The sequence below is a fragment of the Pseudoduganella danionis genome (assembly GCF_009720775.1).
In the GTDB taxonomy this organism is placed as follows: Bacteria; Pseudomonadota; Gammaproteobacteria; order Burkholderiales; family Burkholderiaceae_D; genus Rugamonas; species Rugamonas danionis.
On the sequence record NZ_WNKW01000008.1, the window covers coordinates 15801 to 33798 of the forward strand.

The window sequence follows — 17998 nt, forward strand, 5'->3', positions numbered from 1 at the left end:
CCGGCAGAATGCCGCGCCAGCTGCCGCGTCGTGCAGCGACTACTCTTGCCTACACTGCGCGCAATGTTCCAGACCGAACGTTCAGGACTTAGCCAGAAACTCACGAGAATCGCCTTGCTGTCGACAGGTAGCGCCATGCTACTGGCTTTCCTCGCGTTTGCCAGCATGTCCATCCTCGGCCGCAACGATGAAGAGCGTCAGCAGCTCACTTCGCTGGCCGGCGTCATCGGCAACAACAGCGAGCTGCCCCTGCTGTACGCCGACGAGCAGCAGGCACGCAACACGCTAGCTGCATTGAGCGCCGATAACCGCATCCGGCGCGCTGCTCTTTACACTGCCAAAGGTCAACTGCTGGCGCACTATCTACGTGAGGCGCCGCCAATCAGTACAGCCGTGGACAGCCTGTTGCCAGCTACTGCCGGCGAGGTACTGCAGCTACACATGGTCTATCCCGACGCCCAGCTGCTGCCATCGCTGCAGCTGTATCTGCCCGTGCTGCGTGGCGACCAGCACATCGGCACCGTCATGCTGGAAGCCAGCCTGTCGCGCATGTGGCTGGACCTGCTGCGCACGCTAGCGGCCAGTGCCATTGCAGCCTTGCTGGCCTGTGTACTGGCACTGCTGATGGCTGCCAGGTTGCGCAACAATCTCACCGAAGCCGTGACGGGACTGATCAGCGCCGCACGTCAGGTCAGCCAGGGCGTGCATACAGCCATGATCCGTCACCAGCGCAAGGATGAACTGGGCACCCTGATCGACAGCTTCAACGATATGCTGGCGCAAGTGGCGGCACGCGACTGCGCTTTGCAGCAATACCGCGACCAGCTGGAACGGCAGGTCAGCGTGCGCACGGAACAGCTGGAAAAAGCCAAGAATGCGGCCGAGGCGGCGAGTCAGGCCAAGAGCGCCTTCCTGGCCACCATGAGCCATGAAATCCGCACCCCCATGAACGGCGTGCTGGGCATGACGGAACTGCTGCTGGCAACACCGCTGAGCGAGCAGCAGCGTCACTACACCAGCATGGTGCAGCGCTCGGGCGAACACCTGCTGGTCATCATCAACGATATTCTGGACTTCTCCAAAATCGAAGCGGGCAAGCTGACCGTGGAATACATCCAGTTCAACTTCCGCCTGCTGCTGGAAGAAATAGAACATGTGTTCGCCCCCCAAGCACACAGCAAGCAGATCCGCCTTGAACTGGTACTCGCGCCCAACATCCCGATCGCCGTCTGCGGCGATCCCAACCGGCTGCGTCAAGTCATCTACAACCTGCTCGGCAACGCCGTAAAATTTACCGACAGCGGTCAGATCACGGTCGCCGTCAGCGTCACGGGCGAAGACGAACAAAGCATAGGCCTGCGCTTCGAAGTGCGCGACACCGGCATAGGGATATCCGCCGAAGCGCGCGCACGCATTTTCGACTCGTTCTCGCAGGCCGACGGCTCCACCACGCGCAAGCACGGCGGCACCGGACTGGGGCTGGCCATTTCCAAGCAGCTGGTAGAACTGATGGGGGGACGCATAGGGGTAGACCATGCGCTCGCGCAAGGCTCGCTGTTCTGGTTCACGGTAAATTTCGATAAGCGTCGCATCGATGCCGACCAAGCTAACAGCCATGCCAACGGGGAATGCCGCGCCTTGATAGTCGACGATAAGCTCGCCAGCCACGACCTGCTGCCCCAGCTCTTGAGCCGCTGGCAGCTGGACTATGCCAGCACCGGTGCCAGCACCGCGCTGACCACCCTGCTACAGGCGCAGGCAGATGGCTGCCCCTACCATGTGGCACTGCTGGAAATGGATTTGCCGCGCACCAGCGGGCTGGCACTGGCCGCAGCGCTGCATGCCGAGCCGCGGCTGGAAAATCTGCGCGTAATCCTGCTCAGCAGCGAAAAGCACGCGGCAGATGCCCAGCAGCAGCGTGCAGCCGGGGTGGCATATCAACTGATCCAGCCGATACGCGAGAGCGACCTGTACGAATGCCTGTCCGCCAGCGCAGCGCCAAGCACAGCAGCGCCCGAACTGTCCCGGCTGGCGCCGCCCGTCACCAGCCTCACCCCGCTCAGCCAGAGTAGTAGCGCCAGCGCACGCCAGCGCAAGGGACGCCGCGTACTGCTGGCGGAAGACAACCCGGTCAACGTGGAAGTGGCCAGCGCCATGCTGGAAAGCATGGGGCTCGATGTCAGCCGTGCCGAGAACGGCGAACAGGCACTGCATTCCGTACAGAGCGATGCCTACGATCTGGTGCTGATGGATTGCCAGATGCCCGTGATGGATGGCTTTGCCGCGACCGGCGCGATCCGCCGCCACGAGCAGCAGCAGGGTCAGGGCCACAAGCTGCCCATCATCGCCATTACGGCCAATGCTCTGCAGGGCGACCGCGAATCCTGTCTGGCCGCCGGCATGGATGACTACTTAAGCAAGCCTTTCACCCGGCAAGCACTGGGCCACACGCTGGCTCGCTGGATCAATCTGCCGCGCCAGAACAACCAGAGCGTGGACGCCGCCGCCCTGCCCGTCACAGCGGAAAGCGCCCCTGCCCCTGCCAGCAGCATACAGCGCGCCGCGCTGGAGCATATCCGTGCGCTCAATCCGCAGCATGGCGATGCGCTGCTGGAGAAAATCCTGCAAACCTATCTGCGCGATACGCCGCAACAACTACAGGCGCTGGCGCAAGCCCTGCAGCAGCACGATCACGAAGCCCTGCGTACGCTGGCGCACCGCCTCAAATCCGGCAGCGCCAATGTGGGCGCAGTGGAACTGGCCGCCAGCTGCAAGCAACTGGAACAGCTGGCCCGCCAGCATAGCAGCGCCAGCGCCGCCCCTTTGCTGGCCACCATAGACCGGCAATTCCAGTCCGCGCGGCAGGCGCTGGAAACGATACTGGAAAAGGAAGCCTGACATGGCAGCTGTTCCCCTGGCCCGGCGCGGTCTGGTACTGGTCGCCGATGATGACCCCGTGATGCGCGTGCTGATGCTGGAAATGCTAGGCCAGGTGGGGCTGGACACGGTCGAAGCGGAAGATGGCGAGCAGGCGCTAGCCTGCTTCCGCCGCATCCAGCCCGATCTCGTCATGCTGGACGTGGAAATGCCGGGCATGGACGGGCTGGCAGTGTGCCGCGCCATCCGCCAGCAGGAACAACATGCCACGGTGCCCATCATCATGGTAACCGGCGCAGACGAACTGGCCTCCGTCACCAGCGCCTACGAAGCGGGCGCGACCGACTTCGTCTCCAAACCCATCAACTGGCCGATACTGGGGCACCGCGTACTGTACGTGCTACGCGCCAGCGATGCGATTAGCCGCCTGCGACTGGCCGATGCACAGCACCGCGCCGTGATGGCTGCCATCCCCGACACCTTTTTCCGCATGAACCGCGATGGCTATTATCTCGACTACGAACAGGGCCACGAAGCCAGCGGCGTGTTCGCCAGCGAGCGCTGCGTCGGTCAGCATCTGCAGCAGGTGCTGCCGGAAGCGATTGCGCAGCAAATGCTGGCGCAGGTACACAGCGTGCTGGCCAGCCAGCATGTGGGTTCGCTCGATTACGCCCTGCCGCAACACGGCATCGCCCGCGCACGCGCCGGCGAGCATGCGGTAGCTGCCCCCGTGCGCCATTTCGAAGCACGGCTGGTGGCGACTGGCCCCGATGAAGTGCTAGGGCTGGTGCGCGACATCAGCGAGCGCAAACGCAACGAAGAGCAGATCCGCCGCCTGGCCTATTGCGACAGCCTGACCGGCATCCCCAACCGGCAGGCTTTTCTCGAGACGCTGGAAGCGGAGCTGCACCGCTCGCGCAAGGACAAGCACAAATTCGCCGTACTGTTCATGGATCTGGATGCCTTCAAACGCATCAACGATACGCTGGGCCATGATGTCGGCGACCACCTGCTCAAGGCCGTGTCGGAGCGCCTGCGCGAAACCATACGGCCCAGCGATCTGGTGTCGCGCACCGAGGCCGACGACAGCAATCTGGCACGTCTGGGCGGCGACGAATTCACCATCCTGATTCCCGATCTGGAACGGGTTGACGATGCGCTGGCCGTGGCCCAGCGCGTCAAGGATGCCATGTGCCGCCCCTTCCAGCTGGACAGCCACGAAATCTTCGTCACGGCCAGCATCGGCATCTCGCTCTACCCCGACGACGGCGAAGACTGCAGCAGCCTGCTGAAGTTTGCCGACACGGCCATGTACCACGCCAAGAACTGCGGCAAGAACAACGCCAAGATGTATAGCTCCTCGCTGACCATGCAGATCATGAGCCACGTCCAGCTCGAAGTGGGCTTGCGCAAGGCGCTGCAGAATCAGGAGCTATACCTGCTGTACCAGCCCCAGATCGATGTCAGCAGCGCCACCATCGTCAGCGTCGAGGCGCTGGTACGCTGGCGACATCCCGAGCGCGGCATCATATCGCCTACGGAGTTCATTCCGCTGGCCGAGGAAACCGGGCTGATAGTGCCGATCGGCGAATGGGTGCTGCGCACGGCCTGCCAACAGGCGCGCCAGTGGCAGATCAGCGACGACCGTCCGCTGCGCATCGCCGTGAACCTGTCGGCCAAGCAGTTCAAGGACGAGAACCTGAGCCAGATCGTGCTCTCCGCGCTGCAGGACAGCGGCATGCCGGCCGAACTGCTGGAGCTGGAACTGACCGAAGGCACGCTGATGGACGATGCGCGCGCCACCATGCAGACGCTGGAGCGCCTGCGCGCCATCGGTGTGTATCTGGCGATCGACGATTTCGGCACCGGCTATTCATCGATGAGCTATCTGAAGCGCTTCAACGTCAGCGCCCTGAAGATAGACCGCAGCTTCATCACGGGGCTGCCGCAGGACAGCGAGAATGCCGCCATCACCCGTGCCATCATCGCCATGGCACATGGCCTGAAGCTGAATGTGGTGGCGGAAGGCGTAGAGACCAACGAACAGCTGCGCATGCTGGAACAGTGCGGCTGCGATATGGTGCAGGGCTATTATCTGGGCCATCCTTCGCCGCCGGAAAACATTGCACTGATGCTGGCCCAACGTCCCGTCCTCGATGGCAGCGACCGCAGCGATAGTGGCGACAGCTCAGCGAGCGGCAAGTTCCCCGAACAGCATTGAGCCGCGTCGCATGATGTTTTTACTGCCCTTCTATGCTGAACAGACTCGGATCTGCTCAGCACAGGAGGCACTATGGACCAGCAAGAACATTCTTTCCGTCTGGTGTTTGCACCGGAGCGACCGGCCTGCCGCAAACCGCTGGTGCTGCATGCGGCAGCCATCGCCCGCCGGGTAGAGGCGCTGTTCAAAGCCATGGCCCATGACTACCTGCTGCGCGAACAATTCATTACCGATCCCGCACAGGTACTGGCCGACTATGCGGAAGGCATGGATCTGCCGCCGCAGCGCGCTTCCGTCAGCAATCAGCTAGTCTATGCCGTGCTGGCCAACCGGCAAATGCGCCACTGGCTGCGCAACTACGCGGGTGAACACCAGCAGCGCACACCCTCGCGCAGCGAGTTCATGACAGCCTTCGGCAATGCCGTCATCAAATACGGTGACGAACACGCCATCATTGCCCTGATCCGCGCTGCCATGGAACGCGAATCACCTTTTGCACTGGGCGGCATGGAGCAGGCCATGCTGTTCACCAGCAGCCCCATCTTTGCATCGGGCTTCCTTGTCCCTACCGATCACCGCACCATCAACGATTCCAACAGCACGCAGAATTTCGAGCACAGCTCGGCCACCATAGGCACCGGCCCCGGTACGGATGAAGGTACGGAAGTAGGTACGGATACGGGCACCCAGACCGGTACCCACACCGGGACAGATACTGGCACGGACACGGGCACCGATATTGGCACGGATACAGGCACGGATACAGGCACTGATACGGGAACGGATACGGGCACCGACACGGGCACCGATACAGGAACCGACACAGGAACAGATACGGGTACGGACACCGGCACCGATGAAGGCACGGATGACGGTACCGATACCGGCACCGACAATTCCGAATACGATCCCTATCGGGGACAGGAATATGTGCGCGTCACCATCGAAGCACTGGTGCAGTACGCCATCACGCTGGAGACACGCGGCCTGCTCAACCTCAGCGAAGTACAAATGTATGAAACCCGCTGACGCCCGCGCCGCGCCGCTGCCGCAACGCCGCCGCACACTATCCATCATGCCGACCTTTACCTGTCCGGCCGCCTGCGCCGACTGCGGCACCCTATCCAGCCCGCGCGAGCGTGCCCACCTCGATCTGGACACAGTGCTGGCCGCCATCGACGAAGCCCACGCACTTGGCTTTTGCAACGTGGTTTTCACGGGCGGCGAAGCGACGCTGGAATGGGCCACCCTGCTGCGTGGCATAGAGCGTGCCGCCAGCTATCGTCTGCCTGTAAGGCTGGTGACCAATGCCCACTGGGCTACCAGCACAGCCGTTGCGCACGACAAGCTGGCCGCACTGATGGCGGCCGGCCTATCGGAAATCAACTACAGCACGGGCGACGAACATATTCGCTACATTCCGCTGCAACGGGTGGCGCACGCCTGCGTGGCCGCCTGCCAGCGCAAGCTGCGCACCCACGTGATGATGGAACTGAAAGATGAACGCACCGTCACGCCGGAATCGCTGCAAGACCATCCGTTGCTACAGAGCCTGACGCTGCAGCAGCGCAGCTATCTGACCATACTGAGCAGTCCGTGGATGCCGCTCAACCACAGCACCGTGTACCAGTACCCGCAAGGCGTGGCCTGCGACGTACAGGCTGCCGCCATGCGCGGCGGCTGCACCAGCGTGCTGAAAACCTACACGCTGCAAGCCGATGGCCGCGTAGGCGCTTGCTGCGGGCTGGGCCTGCGCGTCATCCCAGAGCTGAATGTCAGCACCACCGCAGAAGCGCACTGCCTGCAACACGCCATCAGCGAAGCCGAGCAGGATTTCCTCAAACTGTGGATACACTATCAGGGTCCCGCCAAAGTGGTGGCATGGGCCGCCACCCATGATCCGACGATACGCTGGGAAGGCATGTACGCTCACCAGTGCCAGATGTGCCAGCGGCTCTACCATGACGACGCCATCCGCAACGTCATTGCCAGCCACTGGCAGGAAATGATCGCTGAAGTGATGCAGGCCGCATGGCTGGACGACATCCACATACCCGAAACCCTGTCACAACTGCTGCACGAGCAGAACTGAGCGCGCCATGTCCGCCCTGCCCATGCCCGCGCCATCTGCGACGATGCCGACCGCGCCGCTTACCGTCGCCAAGCTGCGCCACGATGCCGACCAGTTCGATTATCTGGGCATGCGCGGCCTGCTCGATCCCGCCTACCACGCCATGGCCGCCCGCTACCGTCAGCTAGCCGACCAGCTCGTGGCCGAAGGCGTCAGCAAACGGCAGCAATGGAGCGCAGCAGAGCTGCAAGCCATAGGCAGCATCTACAACCGCACTCTGCACCGGCGCCCTGCAGCAGCCGTAGTTGAACCGCTGGGCCAGTGGCACGCCAGCGCAGTGGAACAGGCATATTTTGCGCGGCAGCCCCACATCGTCATCATCGACGACTTCCTTGCGCGCCCCGCACTGGCCAGCCTGCGCAACTACTGTCTGGAATCGATGATCTGGAATTCGCTGCGCTACTCGCATGGCCGCCTAGGCGCTTTGTACCATCAAGGGCTGCGCTGCGCCCTGCTCGATCAGCTAGCCACCGCCCTGTACGCCGCACTGCCCGCCATCATCCGTCCACGCTACCGCCTCACCCAGCTCTGGGCCTACAAATATCCGGCCGACATGCCAGGCGATGATGTCAATGCCGACTTTGCCGCCGTCAACGTGAATTTCTGGATCACGCCCGATCAGGCCAACCTCGATCCGGCCAGCGGCGGCATGCACATCTACGACGTGGCAGCACCAGCGGACTGGCAATTCGAAGAATACAACCGCCGCCCCGAACAGATACGCCGCTACCTGAGCGCCAGCGGCGCCCGGGCCTACTACATCCCCTACCGGCAGAATCGCGCCATCATCTTCGATTCCGATCTGTTCCATGGCACGGCACGCTGCCACTTTCGCGACGACTATGAAAGCCGCCGCATCAACGTCACTCTGCTGTACGGCCAGCGCCATCAGGACGATACACAGCCGGCCCAGTCCCGACTCCAGCCCCAGTTTGAACGCGGCTGGCGTTCAGCAGCACTGCGTCGCCAGCGCAGAGGCTAGCCATGGCATCGCAGCTAGGGCAGGACTATTTTGTACTGCAGGTGCTGAACGGCCTGCGCGGCGGCTATTTTCTCGACACGGGCGCCACCGACGGCATCACCTCCAGCAATACCCTGCTGCTGGAGCGCGACTATGGCTGGCACGGCATCTGCGTGGAACCGAATGCCCGCTACTTCGCCGCCTTGCAGAACAACCGGCGCTGTCTGTGTCTGCCCGACTGTCTGGATCAGACGTCAGGCGAAGTGGAATTTGTCGAAGGCGCCGGCATGCTAGGCGGCATACGCCGCCACTATTCCGCCATGATGTGGCGCTATGTGCAGCGCTGCTATGGTGCCCAGCCTGCCAGCGTACGCAAGCACACGCGCAGCATAGGCGAGCTGCTACAGGCCTGCGCAGCGCCTGCCGTGATCGATTACTGGAGTCTGGATACGGAAGGCTCGGAGCTGGCCATACTGCGCGGCTTCCCGTTCGAGCACTACCGCTTCCGCGTGCTGACGGTCGAGCATAACCGCCAGCCCGTGCGTGACAAGATCGAACGCTTACTCAACCGGCACGGCTACCGGCGCGTGCATGATTTCGGCATCGACGATGCCTACCTGAGTGCAGACCTCAGCCTACCCGCGAGCCTGAGCGCTGCCTGGCGCAGCGCAGCCCTGCGGCGGCGTTAAAGCACGCCGTCCTGTTTCAGCGCAGCGATCTGTTCCGCGCTGTAGCCCAGCGACTGCAGCACTTCTTCGTTGTGCTGGCCCAGTGCCGGGCCTATCCAGCGCGTCTGCCCCGGCGTGGCCGACAGCTTGGGCGAAATGGCCGGCAGCTTGACGGGCGTACCATCAGCGAACTGGTGCTGCTCGAACATCTCGCGCGCCAGGAACTGCGGGTCCGTCATCATATCGCGCACCGAGTAGATTTTCCCTGCCGGGACATCGGCCGCTTTCAGCACCGTCAGCGCGCTATCGATCTCCATGGTGTCGCACCAGGCCTGTATCGCACCGTCGATTTCTTCGGTGCGCTTGACGCGGCCATCATTGCGTTCCAGTTCGGGATCGCCAGCCATATCGATGCGGCCTATGGCCAGCATCAGCCGTTTGAAGATGGCGTCGCCATTACCGGCAATGACGATATTCTCGCCATCACGCGTGGTGTAGGTATTCGATGGCACGATGCCGGGCAAGGCGCCACCGGTACGCTCGCGCACCACACCGGCGTGGTCGTATTCCGGCACCAGCGATTCCATCAGATTGAACACGGATTCATACAGCGCCACGTCCACCATCTGGCCTTCGCCATTGAGGCGGCCGCCCGTCACATCGCGATGACGCAGCGCCATCATGGCGCCGATCACGCCATGCAGCGCCGCCACCGAATCACCGATGGACACGCCCACCCGCACGGGCGGACGGTCGGCATGGCCGGACACATAGCGCAGCCCGCCCATCGATTCACCGATGGCGCCAAAGCCGGGCAAGTCCTTCATCGGGCCCGTCTGGCCGAAGCCCGACAAACGCACCATGATGGTGGCGGGATTGATGGCCTTGAGCTGTTCATAGCCCATGCCCCATTTCTCCAATACGCCGGGGCGGTAGTTCTCGATGATGATGTCGGCTTCGAGCGCCAGCTGGCGCGCGATCTCGCGGCCTTTTTCGCTCTTCATATTAAGCGTCAGCGATTTCTTGTTACGCGACTGTACCGACCACCACAGCGACGTGCCATCCTTGAGCACGCGCCAGGTGCGGATAGGATCGCCGCCCTGCGGCGACTCCACCTTGATCACTTCGGCGCCAAATTCACCCAGCATGCGCGCACAAAAAGGGCCCGCAATCAGCGTGCCCAGTTCCAGTACCTTGATGCCAGCCAGCGGCATGGCCTGCTTCGACGTCATCACGTAGCCCTTCGGTCCAGCATGGCGCGGGCGATGGTGCCCGCGTCCACGTATTCGAGTTCGCCACCAACAGGCACACCGCGCGCCAGACGGCTCACGCGCAGACCGCGCGCCTTCAGCATTTCGCTGATGTAGTGCGCCGTGGCTTCGCCTTCGTTGGTGAAATTGGTGGCCAGTACCACTTCCGTCACCAGACCATCAGCGGCGCGGGCCAGCAGTTTTTCCAGATGGATGTCCTTGGGGCCTATGCCATCCAGCGGCGACAAGCGTCCCATCAGAACAAAGTACAGGCCCTTGTAGGTCAGGGTCTGTTCGATCATGAGCTGATCGGCAGGTGTCTCGACCACGCACAGCAGATGGCGCTCGCGCTGCTCATCGCTGCAGGTATCGCAGACTTCTTCTTCGGTGAAGGTATTACACAGCGCGCAGTGGTGCACCGCGCTCACCGCCTGCTGCAAGGCGCGCGACAGCATGTCCGCGCCTTCGCGGTCATGCTGCAGCAGATGAAAAGCCATCCGTTGCGCCGACTTGGGACCGATACCGGGCAGACGGCGCAAAGCTTCCGTCAGAAACTCCAGCGATTTGGACATGGGCCGGCGCGCAGCGGATTAGAAAGGCATCTTGAAGCCGGCTGGCAGATTCATGCCAGCAGTCAGGCCACTCATTTTTTCAGCGGAAGTGGCTTCGGCTTTGCGCACGGCGTCGTTGAAGGCAGCGGCCACCAGATCTTCCAGCATGTCCTTGTCGTCCGCCAGCAGCGATGGATCGATGGAAACGCGCTTGACGTCATTTTTGCAGGTCATCACGACCTTGACCAGACCTGCGCCGGACTGGCCTTCCACTTCCACCAGCGCCAGTGCGTCCTGCGCCTTTTTCATATTGTCCTGCATTGCTTGCGCCTGTTTCATCAGGCCAGCCAGTTGGTTCTTCATCATGTTGGAATACTCCGTGGATTAAAAGGGTAAAGAATGATCAGTGCAGTGTCGCCGAGCTTGGCGGCGGCACGATCGTGCCGGGGACGACCCAGGCATCGAATTCACGGATCATGGCATTGATAAACGGGTCTTGCGCCACCGTCTGTTCGGCCGCCTTCTGGCAAGCCTCGCGGTGCGCCTGCGCTTCGGCACTGGCCGTGTACCACACGGGGCCTAACTCGGTATCGACCCGCACGGTGCGGGCGAAGCGCTCGTTAAGGGCCGCGTTAAGCTTCTCGACATTGCCCGGCGTACGCCAGGTTTCGATCGGCACGCGCAGCTTGAACACGACGGCATTGCCGTCCATGCTGCAGGAAATCAGTTCGGCCTGCATGGCCAGTTGCTGGGCCACGCCTCGCAGCGGCAACGTCGCCGCCACTGCCGGCCAGTTACCGTCCCAGTTCAGTTCCGGCACAGGTGTAATCACATAGGCATACGGTGCTTTGGCGGGCGCCGCCAGTGCACGCGCTGGCATCACCACCGCAGGCGCTTCGTCGGCATAGCCTTGTGGCGCTTCATTCATATAGGCCGGCATGCCGGCTGGTGCCACGGCGCTATCGTCGGAAAATTCCGTCACCCATGGCGGCAGATCGTCTTCATCGTCAGCAGGACGGGATGGTGCAGCAGCACGCTGCATTGCTGGCGCAGCAGCGGTTGGCTGAGTCTGTGCCACCGCGACTGCCTGCGGCGGCGCTTCCAGCACAGCCGCCTGCGTATCACCTGCGGGCAAATCGTCCCATGGTGCCGGACGTGCGGCCACAACTGGTTGCGTCTGCATAAAGGGGGACGACGGTGGTGCAGGCTGTGCTGCCGGCGGTGTATGCGCCGGAGCCGCCATCATCGAACTAGGCGCCGCCGATGCAGGTGCTGGCGCCGTTACTGCGGGTGCCGCTGCCGACGGTGTCGATGCCGCGCCGGAGCGGGCGCCAGGGCGCGATGCTGCCCGGGCCGCTTCTAGCGCTGCATTGATAGCGGCGCGCGCAGGACTCATTGGTACTGCCGCTGCGGGAGCCGGTGCGACAGCAGCAGGCGCTGGTGCCGCAACCACCGTAGCCACAGGAGCGGCGACAACAGTCGCAGCTGCCGGCATAGGCGGCATCGGACGGGATACTGGTGGGGCTTCAGCCGCGGCCAGCGCGGCAGCAGCACCGGCCACCACGGAAGGCGGCGTCACACTGGCATGGCTGGCCTGTACATGGGAGGCAGCACGGCTGGCCGGTGCGGCCGCAGCACGCACGGCGGCCACGGCAGCCTGCCGCGTCATCGCTGGCGCAGCGGCGGCTTGTCCTTCGGCGCCACCGACGCCGGGGCGAAAGGCCAGCATGCGCAACAGCGTCATGGAGAAACCGGCATATTCATCGGGTGCCAGCCCCAGTTCGTTACGGCCATGCACAGCGATCTGGTAATACAGCTGCACTTCTTCTGCATCGAAGGCGGCGGCAAGGCGTACTACGTCGGCATATTCAGGCAAGTCTTCCGGCAACGCCGTCGGCACCGTCTGCGCCAGCGCGATACGGTGCAGCAGCGTACCCAGATCCTGCAAGGCGCCGTTATACGACAGGCTGCGCGTAGCCATTTCATCAGCCACGGCCAGCAGGTCAGCGCCATCCTTGGCGGCCAGCGCATCGAGCAAGCGGATCAGATAGGACTGGTCGAGCGCGCCCAGCATGCCCTGCACGGCATCGAGCGTGACCGCACCAGCCGCATAGGCAATCGCCTGATCAGTCAGCGACAACGCATCGCGCATCGAACCGTGCGCACCGGCAGCCAGCAGACGCAGGGCCGGCGCTTCAAAGCTGATGCCTTCCTGCCCCAGAATATTATCGAGGTGGCCGATGATGTGGCCGGGCGGCATCTGCTTCAGATTGAACTGCAGGCAGCGCGACAGCACCGTCACCGGAATTTTCTGCGGATCGGTGGTCGCCAATATGAATTTGACGTGCTCGGGCGGCTCCTCCAGCGTCTTCAGCATGGCGTTGAAGGCGTGGTTGGTCAGCATGTGCACCTCGTCGATCATATAGACCTTGAAGCGTGCATTGCTCGGTGCGTACACCGCCTGTTCCAGCAACTGCGCCATCTCGTCCACGCCACGGTTGGACGCCGCATCCATCTCTATATAGTCAACGAAACGTCCTGCATCGATAGCCGTACAGGCTTCGCACACGCCGCAAGGGGTGGCGGTGATGCCGCCCTGCCCGTCCGGCCCCACGCAATTGAGCGATTTGGCCAGTATCCGCGACAGCGTGGTCTTGCCCACCCCGCGCGTACCCGTGAACAGATAAGCATGGTGCAGACGGCCGCTATGCAGAGCATGCGTCAGTGCACGGACTACGTGCTCCTGACCGACGAGCGTGTCGAAGTTCCGGGGACGGTATTTACGGGCGAGGACTTGATAGGACATGCTGGGATTTTACCGTAGATAGCACTGGCCGAGGGAGCCGCTGCAGGACTGCGAGCGTCGCGATGCCAAAAGAAACATTGTAACAAGGCGTGATGGGAATTGGTAATTGGCAAAGATCGCCCTACAATTTGTTTTTCTTTTAACTACGTGAATAAATGAAAAAACTGGCCCTACTCCCCCTGCTGTTGCTGTCCCTCGCCGCCCACGCAGAAGAACGCGAATGGGTGCCATATAAAAAGCTGGTTGAACAGATGCGTCTCGACAAGTTCTACGCCATCCCGCCTGCCGAGCGCGACAAAATCAACCTGTTCCTCGTCGTCAAGCCACTGAACAAGGCGTACAAGCCGGAAGATGTGGTGCTGACCGTGGTACAAGGCGGGGAACGCCATACGCTGCCAGCCCTGACATCAGACTATCGGCTGAATCTGGTCCCCAACCCGAAATGGCTGACCGACGACACCAAAATTCTGACCAGTCTGCCAAAAGAGGAGAAATCCAACACCGGCTACGACGTCACCACCCCGCTACCGCCGGGCAACCAGTGGAACTACACGCCCATCATGAGCAGCGTGGAGCAGTCTAACCACGCCATCAAGAAGATGGCAGGTGCGTTCAGCCTGTTCGTGCCGACAATTAAAGTGGTGGTATTCAAGTTTGGCAAACCGGCCCAGCTCAAAGTGGGCAACACGGTCTACAACACGGATGCCAAGCACCAGATCCGGCTCAAGCCGGAATCGGCGTGGATGAAGGAAAACCCCATCATGCTGGCCTCGGAGCGTCCGCTGGAGGCGGAACTGGATGCCGAATAAGACGGCGCCGAAAATAAAAAAGCTGCCTATGGCAGCTTTTTTGATATCCCGAAGGAGACGAGCCTGATCTGCGGCACTTATGGTGAATAGCTGTGGCTGCTTCGTTCCCGACCTGACCAGGTTGGCCATGCCACAATGCGCAGGGGCCCGTCCGCGATGATTATACCTTACAGCCCCAATTCCTGCCAAATCTGATCGACACGGCTCTTTACCTCGGGCGACATGGTGATCGTCGTACCCCACTCGCGCGTGGTTTCACCGGGCCACTTGTTGGTGGCGTCGATACCCATCTTGCTGCCCAGCCCGCTGACGGGCGAAGCAAAGTCGAGATAATCAATCGGCGTGTTATCCACCAGCGTGGTATCGCGGGTCGGATCGACGCGCGTCGTAATCGCCCAGATCACCTCGTTCCAGTCGCGGATATTCACGTCCTCGTCCACTACCACGATGAACTTGGTGTACATGAACTGGCGCAGGAAGCTCCATACGCCGAACATCACGCGCTTGGCGTGGCCCGCATACTGCTTCTTAATCTGCACCACGGCCATACGGTAGCTGCAGCCTTCGGCCGGCAAGTGGAAATCAGTAATCTCGGAGAACTGCTTCTGCAGCAGTGGCACGAACACTTCATTGAGCGCCAGCCCCAGTATGGCCGGCTCATCCGGCGGTTTGCCCGTGTAGGTCGAGTGATAAATAGGGTCGCGCCGCATGGTGATGCGGTCTATGGTGAACACGGGGAAGCTATCCTGCTCATTGTAATAGCCGGTGTGGTCGCCATACGGTCCTTCCAGCGCATGCTCGTAGCCACTCGGGTGATTCGGATCGGCATAGATATGCCCTTCCAACACGATTTCGGCCGAAGCAGGCACGCGCAGTTCGCTGCCGATGGCTTTGACCAGTTCGGTACGGCTGCCGCGCAGCAGGCCGGCGAACTGGTATTCGGACAGACTATCGGGCACCGGCGTGACTGCACCTAATATAGTAGCGGGGTCGGCACCGAGCGCCACGCAGATAGGATAAGGCTGGCCCTTGTTCTGGATCGCGTGTTCGCGGAAGTCCAGCGCGCCGCCACGGTGGGCCAGCCAGCGCATGATGACCTTGTTCGGCCCCAGCACCTGCTGGCGGTAGATGCCCAGATTCTGCCGCTTCTTATTAGGGCCTTTGGTAATCACCAGGCCCCAGGTAATCAGCGGCGCGATATCGCCGGGCCAGCAATGCTGGATAGGCAGTTTGCCGAGGTCCACATCGGCGCCTTCCCAGACGATTTCCTGACACGGCGCGCCGCGTAGTTCTTTCGGCGCCATATCCCACACGGCTTTGACCAGGCTGCCCATGCCCATGATGTCCTTGAAACCCTTGGGTGGCTCCGGCTCTTTCAGGCGCGCCAGCACATGGCCGATCTTGCGCAATTCGCTCACGTTTTCCGCGCCCATACCGAGCGCCACACGGCGCTCCGTGCCGAACAGATTCCCCAGCACAGGGATGCTGTGGCCGGTCGGATGCTGGAACAATAAAGCCGGTCCGCCCGCGCGCAAAGTACGGTCGCACACCTCGGTCATCTCCAAGTGCGGCGAAACTGGCGTCAAAATGGGCTTAAGTTCGCCCATTCGTTGCAGTTGAGAAATGAAATCGCGTAGATCGGAATATTTCATCGGTTTTTTACTTTTTCTTTCAAATCAGCATACTGTTTAAAAAGACAGGTCAAGTGGTTGATTTTATTGGTTTTAGACGCAATGCAAGCAAAAAAGTAAGATTTAAAAGTTATAGCTCTTCTGTTTGTTATCATTGACTTGATATAAAACGCCTCATACAATCTGCCCTACTTGAAGAGAACACGGTTTAGCGCGATAGGCAAACCACAATAAGTGTTGCTCATTCATTCACGGAGTCGGGGCTCCACATGACATTTTAAGGAGTGTTTGCCAAAGGCGTCTGCCTTACCCCCGAAAGCAGTTGTATTGCGACTGATGGCGTTTCGAATGAGTACCAGGCGTACCAAAGAAAGCTACAGCTCAGGCAAGCAATGATGGCGTTCAGCGCGCGCTCCCAGCGGCGCAGAACGATGATATTTCTGATGCACGGCATTAGCACCCGATTAGCTGCGTACAACGCTGGCGGGGAAGCGCTTTTACGGACATTTCAGGGGAAGTCTATGATTAATCGTATTACCGGTGCAAGCCAGCTTGCCCACAACATGGCCCGCCAGCCAGCAGCGTGGTTGTCGAACACGCGCGTATCGGCCAAAGGTGTATTAGCCACCGCCCAGCACACGCTGACCATCGTCGGCGTGAGCGCACTGATCATGATGGCAGTATTGTTTGTCCGTCCAGAACTGGCCAAAGACCTGAGCAATCTGCTCAACCGCGCGCCAGAGGCCGAAACCGAAGCCGTAGTGGTACCACCGCTGTCGGAACTGATGGAAGCCCCGTCGAGCGCGCCAGTGGCCAATACCGAGCCGCTGACGGCCGAAGAACGCGCCTTGCTGGGCACCAAGAAACAGCAGCAATGGGTGACCTCGTGGCTGTCCAAGCGTTACCGCGTGGCGGGTGATGCCGCCAATATGCTGGTCTCCACAGCCTATCTGACGGCCCGTGAAATCAAGCTCGACCCGCTGCTGATTCTGGCCGTGATGGCCATCGAATCGGGCTTCAATCCGTTCGCGGAAAGCCCGGTCGGTGCGCAAGGCCTGATGCAGGTGATGTCGAAAGTACACCATGACAAGTTCCAGGACATGGGCGGCACGCAAGCTGCACTGAATCCGGTGGCCAACATCCGTGTCGGCTCGCTGATCCTGAAAGACTACGTGACCCGTGGCGGTTCCGTCGAAGCCGGCCTGAAGAGCTACGTCGGCGCTGGTGCATTCGAGCACGACGATGGCTACGGTTCCAAAGTACTGGCCGAATACCAGCGTCTGAAGATGGTTTCGGCCGGCAAGAAAGTGCCAACCACGACCCCGGTCATGGCTGCCGTACCAGCCAAGCCAGCCCAGCCGCTGGCCAGCAGCGAGAAATCGATTAGCGGTACCCAGATCGCCGGCCTGTAAGCACTGCTACCCCGATAAAAAAACCACCTCGCGAGGTGGTTTTTTTATTTCCGGGACGGCCAAAGCGGGCTTAGCGCCCGCAAGTCGTGACCTTGGTGCGTATGCCGTCGCGGAAGGGATCACGCCCTCCCGTCAGTCCATTGCTCTCCTTGACCGCGCAGAAGGTAGTCCCGGCTCCGGTACGGATGCGCGTCATCACCCGGCCATCATCCAGCGTCACGCTCTCCTGCGTCATGCCGTCCGAACCCGTGTAGGCACCGGCCAGTTTTTCGGCCAGCACGGTACGGTCATTGGCGATTTTCTTGTCGCGCGGGTTCCATGCTTCTTTGCGCAGCTGCTTATCCACCGCGCCGGCACTACGGCGCGCGCGCAGCAGCGCATCTTCCTCCTGCGCTGCTTTGGGCGGCAGGGCAAACGGATCGGCCGGCGGCGTGACCAGCGTCATGGACGGTGCAGCGGGCGCCTGAACAGCCGGCTCAGTCGATTGAACCGTCGGCACGGCTGCCGACGGCGGCAGCTGCGGCCGGATCGCCAGCGCAGGCGCGCGGCGCGGCTCCGGCGTGCGTGCCGGCCGGTCGGGCGGCTTTGGCGCGCTGGGCAGCAAAATATAGGTCAGCGTGGTCTGTACGGCCGCACGGGGCACAGGCTGGTGCTGCGGGGCTTGCCAGCACCACACTGCCA

At 61.7% G+C, this 17998-nt stretch carries 14 protein-coding genes and 1 other RNA gene; 8 read left to right on the top strand and 7 right to left on the bottom strand.

From position 1 onward, the window contains the following. The first annotated feature begins 114 nt into the window (after positions 1 to 114). The 6 genes from GM655_RS20320 to GM655_RS20345 all read left to right on the top strand — a co-directional run bounded on the left by GM655_RS20320 (position 115) and on the right by GM655_RS20345 (position 8879). Entirely contained in the window at positions 115 to 2898 is a 2784-nt protein-coding gene (locus GM655_RS20320; RefSeq protein ID WP_308807418.1) for a hybrid sensor histidine kinase/response regulator, read from the top strand. 1 nt (position 2899) lies between these two features. Then, positions 2900 to 5098 (top strand): putative bifunctional diguanylate cyclase/phosphodiesterase, encoded by a 2199-nt coding sequence (locus tag GM655_RS20325; RefSeq protein WP_155436501.1) that lies wholly within the window; start codon positions 2900 to 2902, stop codon positions 5096 to 5098. 72 nt (positions 5099 to 5170) lie between these two features. Next, a complete protein-coding gene (locus tag GM655_RS22800) occupies positions 5171 to 6127 on the top strand; it encodes a hypothetical protein (protein ID WP_196308815.1) in 957 nt (318 codons plus the stop codon). Beyond that, positions 6114 to 7190: a radical SAM protein gene (locus GM655_RS20335; RefSeq protein WP_155436502.1), complete on the top strand. Its 1077-nt coding sequence runs from the start codon at positions 6114 to 6116 to the stop codon at positions 7188 to 7190. Before GM655_RS22800 ends, GM655_RS20335 begins: the two co-directional genes overlap by 14 nt. Positions 7191 to 7197: 7 nt before the next feature. Further along, positions 7198 to 8211 carry a hypothetical protein gene (locus GM655_RS20340; protein ID WP_155436503.1) on the top strand — a complete coding sequence of 338 codons (1014 nt, stop codon included), beginning with the start codon at positions 7198 to 7200 and terminating at the stop codon, positions 8209 to 8211. 2 nt (positions 8212 to 8213) lie between these two features. Beyond that, positions 8214 to 8879, top strand: a complete 666-nt coding sequence (locus GM655_RS20345) for an FkbM family methyltransferase (RefSeq protein ID WP_155436504.1) — start codon at positions 8214 to 8216, stop codon at positions 8877 to 8879. On the opposite strand, the gene GM655_RS20350 is transcribed toward GM655_RS20345, so the two are convergent. From GM655_RS20350 to GM655_RS20365, 4 genes are read right to left on the bottom strand one after another with little or no spacing between them, the layout of a single operon-like run. Continuing rightward, positions 8876 to 10090, bottom strand: coding sequence for a CaiB/BaiF CoA transferase family protein (locus tag GM655_RS20350; RefSeq protein WP_155436505.1), 1215 nt, complete (start codon positions 10088 to 10090; stop codon positions 8876 to 8878). The two genes, GM655_RS20345 and GM655_RS20350, sit on opposite strands and share 4 nt — an antisense overlap. Then, positions 10090 to 10680 carry a recombination mediator RecR gene (gene recR, locus GM655_RS20355; RefSeq protein ID WP_155436506.1) on the bottom strand — a complete coding sequence of 197 codons (591 nt, stop codon included), beginning with the start codon at positions 10678 to 10680 and terminating at the stop codon, positions 10090 to 10092. Before recR ends, GM655_RS20350 begins: the two co-directional genes overlap by 1 nt. 18 nt (positions 10681 to 10698) lie before the next feature. Further along, positions 10699 to 11025: a YbaB/EbfC family nucleoid-associated protein gene (locus tag GM655_RS20360; RefSeq protein WP_155436507.1), complete on the bottom strand. Its 327-nt coding sequence runs from the start codon at positions 11023 to 11025 to the stop codon at positions 10699 to 10701. A 37-nt stretch (positions 11026 to 11062) separates the two neighbouring features. After that, a complete protein-coding gene (locus tag GM655_RS20365; protein ID WP_155436508.1) occupies positions 11063 to 13465 on the bottom strand; it encodes a DNA polymerase III subunit gamma/tau in 2403 nt (800 codons plus the stop codon). A gap of 155 nt (positions 13466 to 13620) precedes the next feature. Between GM655_RS20365 and GM655_RS20370 the strand changes: the two genes are divergently transcribed. Beyond that, positions 13621 to 14274, top strand: a complete 654-nt coding sequence (locus GM655_RS20370) for a hypothetical protein (RefSeq protein ID WP_155436509.1) — start codon at positions 13621 to 13623, stop codon at positions 14272 to 14274. A 53-nt stretch (positions 14275 to 14327) separates the two neighbouring features. On the opposite strand, the gene ffs is transcribed toward GM655_RS20370, so the two are convergent. Both ffs and ubiD read right to left on the bottom strand, forming a co-directional pair. Further along, positions 14328 to 14426: signal recognition particle sRNA small type (gene ffs, locus GM655_RS20375), an RNA gene on the bottom strand. 15 nt (positions 14427 to 14441) lie between these two features. Next, positions 14442 to 15926, bottom strand: coding sequence for a 4-hydroxy-3-polyprenylbenzoate decarboxylase (gene ubiD / locus GM655_RS20380; RefSeq protein WP_155436510.1), 1485 nt, complete (start codon positions 15924 to 15926; stop codon positions 14442 to 14444). A 500-nt stretch (positions 15927 to 16426) separates the two neighbouring features. Between ubiD and GM655_RS20385 the strand changes: the two genes are divergently transcribed. Then, positions 16427 to 17317 carry a lytic transglycosylase domain-containing protein gene (locus tag GM655_RS20385; protein WP_155436511.1) on the top strand — a complete coding sequence of 297 codons (891 nt, stop codon included), beginning with the start codon at positions 16427 to 16429 and terminating at the stop codon, positions 17315 to 17317. 70 nt (positions 17318 to 17387) lie between these two features. On the opposite strand, the gene GM655_RS20390 is transcribed toward GM655_RS20385, so the two are convergent. Continuing rightward, positions 17388 to 17960: a hypothetical protein gene (locus tag GM655_RS20390; protein ID WP_371866908.1), complete on the bottom strand. Its 573-nt coding sequence runs from the start codon at positions 17958 to 17960 to the stop codon at positions 17388 to 17390. Between the last annotated feature and the right edge of the window lie 38 nt (positions 17961 to 17998).

What these genes read in the sequence shown, in the direction of transcription:
- GM655_RS20325 (WP_155436501.1), top strand. Translation starts at nt 2,900, where the DNA reads ATGGCAGCTGTTCCCCTGGCCCGGCGCGGTCTGGTACTGGTCGCCGAT.
- GM655_RS22800 (WP_196308815.1), top strand. Translation starts at nt 5,171, where the DNA reads ATGGACCAGCAAGAACATTCTTTCCGTCTGGTGTTTGCACCGGAGCGA.
- GM655_RS20335 (WP_155436502.1), top strand. Translation starts at nt 6,114, where the DNA reads ATGAAACCCGCTGACGCCCGCGCCGCGCCGCTGCCGCAACGCCGCCGC.
- GM655_RS20340 (WP_155436503.1), top strand. Translation starts at nt 7,198, where the DNA reads ATGTCCGCCCTGCCCATGCCCGCGCCATCTGCGACGATGCCGACCGCG.
- GM655_RS20345 (WP_155436504.1), top strand. Translation starts at nt 8,214, where the DNA reads ATGGCATCGCAGCTAGGGCAGGACTATTTTGTACTGCAGGTGCTGAAC.
- GM655_RS20350 (WP_155436505.1), bottom strand. Translation starts at nt 10,090, where the DNA reads ATGACGTCGAAGCAGGCCATGCCGCTGGCTGGCATCAAGGTACTGGAA.
- recR (WP_155436506.1), bottom strand. Translation starts at nt 10,680, where the DNA reads ATGTCCAAATCGCTGGAGTTTCTGACGGAAGCTTTGCGCCGTCTGCCC.
- GM655_RS20360 (WP_155436507.1), bottom strand. Translation starts at nt 11,025, where the DNA reads ATGATGAAGAACCAACTGGCTGGCCTGATGAAACAGGCGCAAGCAATG.
- GM655_RS20365 (WP_155436508.1), bottom strand. Translation starts at nt 13,465, where the DNA reads ATGTCCTATCAAGTCCTCGCCCGTAAATACCGTCCCCGGAACTTCGAC.
- GM655_RS20370 (WP_155436509.1), top strand. Translation starts at nt 13,621, where the DNA reads ATGAAAAAACTGGCCCTACTCCCCCTGCTGTTGCTGTCCCTCGCCGCC.
- ubiD (WP_155436510.1), bottom strand. Translation starts at nt 15,926, where the DNA reads ATGAAATATTCCGATCTACGCGATTTCATTTCTCAACTGCAACGAATG.
- GM655_RS20385 (WP_155436511.1), top strand. Translation starts at nt 16,427, where the DNA reads ATGATTAATCGTATTACCGGTGCAAGCCAGCTTGCCCACAACATGGCC.